Below are 4,745 nucleotides of genomic sequence, written 5' to 3'. Positions count from 1 at the left end.
CGCGCCCTCGCCAGACTGTTCGTGACCCCGGCCGTGGGACTGATGGCGCTGGTGGCACTCTTCCCGGTGATCTACGCCGTCGTCGTCAGCTTTCAGGACTATACGCGCCGGCAGTACAACGGGTGGGCGGGGTTTGAGAACTACCTGACCGTCCTGGCCTCTCCGCGCTTCTACGAAGCCCTGTGGTTCACCGTCTACTTTACGGTGGCCTCGGTGGCCCTGGAGTTCCTCATCGGTCTGGGATTCGCGTTGCTGATGAACCAGGCCTTCCGCGGCCGGGGCATCACGCGCGCCTCGATCCTGATTCCGTGGGTGATTCCCACCGTGGTAGCCGCTCAGATGTGGTTCTTCATGTTCAATGTGAATCCCGGCTTCATCAACAATCTGCTGGGGCTGGGTGACATCAACTGGCTGGGGCAGTCGGGCACGGCGGCATTCGCGGTGATCTTTGCTGATGTGTGGAAGACCTCACCCTTTGTGGCGCTGCTGCTGCTGGCGGGGCTGCAGACCATTCCAAGTGAGCTGCACGAGGCCGCTCGGGTAGACGGTGCCGGCCCGTTCCGCCGCTTCTGGTCAGTCACCCTTCCGCTGCTGCGTCCAGCGATTCTGGTGGCGCTGCTGTTCCGGACAGTGGAGGCGCTGCGGGTCTACGACCTGCCGGAGGTGATGACCAGCGGGGCCTTCGGCACAGAGTCGCTATCCATGCTGGTCCAGCGCTACGTGGTGCAGACTCCGGATCCCGGCGTCGGCTCTGCGCTGTCCACTCTGACATTCATGGTGATCATGGTCATTGGGATGCTGTTTGTGATCATGCTGGGACGCGATCTGGTCCTGGGAAGGGATGAGCGATGACGCGCGCGAGAACCTCCACCGGCGCCGGGGCCCTCTGGGGCAGGACTCTGCTGCTGGGCATCATTCTGCTGTGGTGCCTCTTTCCGTTCTTCTGGCTCATCATGACCTCTTTGAAGATCGGCGACCGTGCACTGAACAGCCCGAACCTGTTCCAGGGTCCCTTCGGCCTGCAGAACTACATCGCGGTCTTCAGCCAGGACTTTCACCTGAACCTGCGAAACTCCTTTGCGGTGGCAGGCATGACCACCATCCTGTGCGTCATCGTGGGCTCGCTGGCGGCCTACGCCATCGCGCGGCTGCCGCTGAAGCGCAAGCTGCTGTGGCTCTCCGGGGTGCTGGCGGTCTCGCTGTTTCCTCCGGTGGCGCTGGTGCCTCCGCTCTATGAGGTCTGGAGGACCCTGGGCCTGCTCAACACCTGGGAAGGCCTCTACATCCCGTACACGTCCTTCACCCTGCCGCTGACCATCTTCATCCTCACCACCTTCTTCGCCGCAATCCCACGGGATCTGGAGGAGGCGGCAAAGATGGATGGGGCGACGCCGTTCCAGGCCTTCTACAAGATCATCTTCCCGCTGGCAGCCCCTGGGGTCTTCGCCGCGGCAATCATCATCTTTGTCTCCGCCTGGAATGAGTTCCTGCTGGCCTCAACTTTTGCGCCGCGCAACGCGGAGGTCGCCCAGACAGTGCCGGTCGCTATTGCCGCGTTCACCGGAGCGGTGGAGTTCCAGCGACCTATCGGCACCATCACAGCGGCCTGTGTGGTGGTGACCATCCCAATGATCATCATGGCGCTGATCTTTCAGCGCCGGATCGTTTCGGGTCTCACCGCCGGTGCGGTCAAGGGGTAGGGCACCGCCGCGCCGGGAGATCCACCCACCGTTCACTCACGATTTGCCCAGCCCATGCTCAGGTAGTCGGTGGGGGTGGACCGCTGGCCGCCAGCGGTACCGCTGGCGATGGCTGCCGTCGTCGCCCTGTTCCTGGGCATTGTCCTGATCCGCACCAGTCGCGCCGCCCAGCTGAGTCCCCCCACTGGGACTCGAACCCAGACTTTGCAGATTTTAAGTCTGCTGCCTCTGCCAATTGGGCTATAGGGGGGCGACAAAAGGGCCGCGCGGCCACGGCCCTTCCATCGTAGAGGAGCGCAAGGCGCTCAGCTCTTGGTTGCTGCCTTCTTCTTATTGCCGCCGGCGGCCTCGAAGAAGGCCTTACGCGGGGTGTCCAGGTTGCGCACCTCGGCAATGTCGCGGCCAAAGACGAACTCGTTGGCCCAACCGCCGACCACGCGCAGCTTACGCTCCAGGGTGGGCATTGCATAGCCGTGGTACCCGCGGTGCGCAGCCCAAGCGAACACGCCCTTGAGCTTGATGCCCATCGGGTTGCCGACACCCTTATATGTGCCCAGACCAGCGACTGCACCCAGCGAGTCGTGTTTGTATTCCTTGATCTCGCCGTTGCCGTAGCGCACTGAGAAAAGGTTCTTCGCCAGCAGCTTGGCCTGGCGCAGAGCGTGCTGTGCGTTAGGCACGCAGAAACCGCCCGGCCCAGCACCGGTGAGATCCGGAACAGCAGCTATGTCACCGGCGGTCCAAGCACCGGGGATGACGTCCCCTTCTTCGGAGATGATCTGCAGGGTGGCGGAGGCGGTGATGCGGCCGCGCTCGTCCACCGGGAAGCTGGAGGAACGCGCCACGGCGTTGGCTGCCACGCCGGCTGTCCAGACCAGGGTGTCGGCTTCAAAGCGGTCAACCTCGGACTTGTCCTTCATAGAGATCAGCACCAGCTCACCGTCTACAGCGGAGCTCAGGGAGGTGTTCAGCAGTACCTCGACGCCGCGCCCACGCAGGTGCTCCACCACGCCGACGGCTTGGTCTTCGCCAACCTCAGGCATGATGCGGCCCATGGCTTCCACCAGCACGAGGCGAACATCGGACTGGCTCAGCCGTGGGTTGTGCTTGACCGCATCGCGGATGATGTCTTCCATCTCCGCGATCGTCTCGATTCCGGCGAAGCCGCCGCCTACCACCACAAAGCTCAGGGCACGACGCTTGGCTGCCTCATCAGTCATGGTGGAGGCGCTCTCGAGGCGTTCCAAGATCTTATTGCGTAGGCTCACGGCCTCTTCAATGGTCTTCAGACCGATGCCGTGCTCTGCAAGGCCCTCAATGGGGAAAGTACGGGTATTGGCGCCTGCACCCATCACGATGTCCTGGTAGGGCACCTCAACGCTGGTGCCACCGTCGAGGGCGACCATGGCGATCTTTGCCTCGTGATCGACGGAGGTGACCTTGCCGGTGATCACCTCGGTGTCCTTCAGATGGCGACGGTGGGAGACTAATGCGTGGCGCGCTTCGATGTGGCCGCCCACGATTTCCGGCAGGAAGGGCTGGTAGGTCATGTAGGGAAGCGGGTCCACCAGGGTGACGATGCCGCCGGCTGCTTTGACCTTCTTCTGCAGCTGCTGTGCAACGATCAGGCCGACATAGCCGCCGCCTACAAGCAGGATTCGGGGTTTCTCTGAGAGCTTGAGTGCCATAGGAGCCATCCTAGTCGCTATTGGGTGTGGGTTTCAGTCGTGCTGGCCGCTGCCATCCCGGCGGGAGAGCAGGTGCACTACAGCCACCGTCATCAGCACGACGACGGCCAGGGCTGCAGCCCCGAGGGTGAGTGGTCCTGCCCAGTCCTGGGCGGTGCGGGTATCTGCGGCGCGCGGAAGATCGCGCGGCTCACCTTCGGGTCCGGCCACAACGCCGGAGTCCTCAGGGATGTCCTCATGGGAGTCGGTGTCCACTTCGGCGCGGCGGTGAATACGGATCCATTCCTGCAGGGTCTCGTAATCCGCGGCGATGAACGCCGGCACCTCACCGGAGACTGCCTCGGCCACATTGAGCACGCCATGGCCGTATTCAGGATCGATGCCGGCGGATCCGGCGGAATCGGCAGTGCTGAGCAGACGGTGCTTGACCTCTTGAGCGGAGAGCTCCGGGTGTGCTGACATCACCAGGGCTGCGGCACCAGCGACGATGGGGGCCGCCCCGGAGGTACCGGTCCACATCGCGTAGCCTCCTCCTGGCAGTGCACCCACCAAGGGCTCGGAGACTGCGGCAATATCAATGGCGATGCCCTGTGATGAGGACTCTGCGCTGATATTGCGATCCTCATCCACACCCGCCACGGTCAGCACACCGGGGATAGTCGCCGGTGCACCTACTGAATAGTGTCCCGAAGCCCTGTTGCCGGAGGCTGCCACCACCAGTACGTCATTTTCTTCGGCGTAGAGGAAGGCCTCATCCCAGGTCTCCGGCCAGTCCTGCATGCCGGAACCGATGGACATGTTGATGATGTCGGCGCCGTTGTCCACCGCCCAGGTCACCGCCTGCGCGATTTGATCCTCAGTGCTGGGACCGTGCGGGTTGGGGTCCTCCAGCACCAGTGAGATTGAGAGCAGATCAGCCTCGGGGGCAACACCGACGACGCCGGCGGGTCGGTCCTCGTCCACTCCGGGAAGGTCCTCTTCGGGCTGATCCTCATCCAACTCCTCCATACCGGGGAACTGGCGGGTCTCATAGAACTCATCGAGCAGTTCCTGGTCGACCTCTTCCTCCCAGTCCTCGCCGTAGGTGTCCTCCAGGTCGGCGAGGAAGTCATCGAACCATTCGTCCCATTCTTCTTCCGACATTTCCTGCAGGGTCTCCTGCTCCGTGCCGGAGTCTTCCGAGGGCTGGCCGCGGCCGGCCAACAATGAGGCCACCAGGGTGCCGTGTTCAGTGGCGGTCTGCTGCACCGGTCCCCCGGCGGAGGTTCCGCCGCCGGAGACATCGGTACCGCCCACCACTGCGCCTTCGAGAGCGGGGTGGGAGGCATCGATTCCGGTATCGATCACCGCAACGGTC

General features: G+C 63.4%; 4 protein-coding genes and 1 tRNA gene. 2 read left to right on the top strand and 3 right to left on the bottom strand.

Annotated features, from left to right (window positions below):
• Positions 1-852 (top strand): carbohydrate ABC transporter permease (locus TX78_RS09960; protein WP_222704270.1); only part of this gene is annotated, 852 nt, incomplete at its 5' end.
• Complete coding sequence (locus TX78_RS09955; RefSeq protein ID WP_044495968.1) at positions 849-1,700, top strand: carbohydrate ABC transporter permease; 852 nt, start codon at positions 849-851, stop codon at positions 1,698-1,700. The genes TX78_RS09960 and TX78_RS09955, both read left to right, overlap by 4 nt.
• 176 nt (positions 1,701-1,876) lie before the next feature.
• Here TX78_RS09955 and TX78_RS09950 read toward each other — a convergent pair.
• The 3 genes from TX78_RS09950 to TX78_RS09940 form a co-directional block, all read right to left on the bottom strand.
• Positions 1,877-1,950, bottom strand: a tRNA-Leu gene (locus TX78_RS09950).
• Between the two features lie 55 nt (positions 1,951-2,005).
• Entirely contained in the window at positions 2,006-3,388 is a 1,383-nt protein-coding gene (locus tag TX78_RS09945) for an NAD(P)/FAD-dependent oxidoreductase (RefSeq protein ID WP_044495967.1), read from the bottom strand.
• Positions 3,389-3,421: 33 nt separating this feature from the next.
• On the bottom strand, positions 3,422-4,745 hold a 1,324-nt coding region (locus TX78_RS09940), incomplete at its 5' end, for a S8 family serine peptidase (RefSeq protein WP_233722237.1).

Origin of the sequence: Nesterenkonia massiliensis, from assembly GCF_000455245.1 — a bacterium.
Lineage (GTDB): Bacteria > Actinomycetota > Actinomycetes > Actinomycetales > Micrococcaceae > Nesterenkonia > Nesterenkonia rhizosphaerae.
This window is presented reverse-complemented; position numbering and strand designations above follow the sequence as displayed.

Bases quoted from the DNA above. Each gene is read 5' to 3' on its own strand.
- TX78_RS09955 (WP_044495968.1), top strand. From the start codon at position 849: ATGACGCGCGCGAGAACCTCCACCGGCGCCGGGGCCCTCTGGGGCAGG.
- TX78_RS09945 (WP_044495967.1), bottom strand. From the start codon at position 3,388: ATGGCACTCAAGCTCTCAGAGAAACCCCGAATCCTGCTTGTAGGCGGC.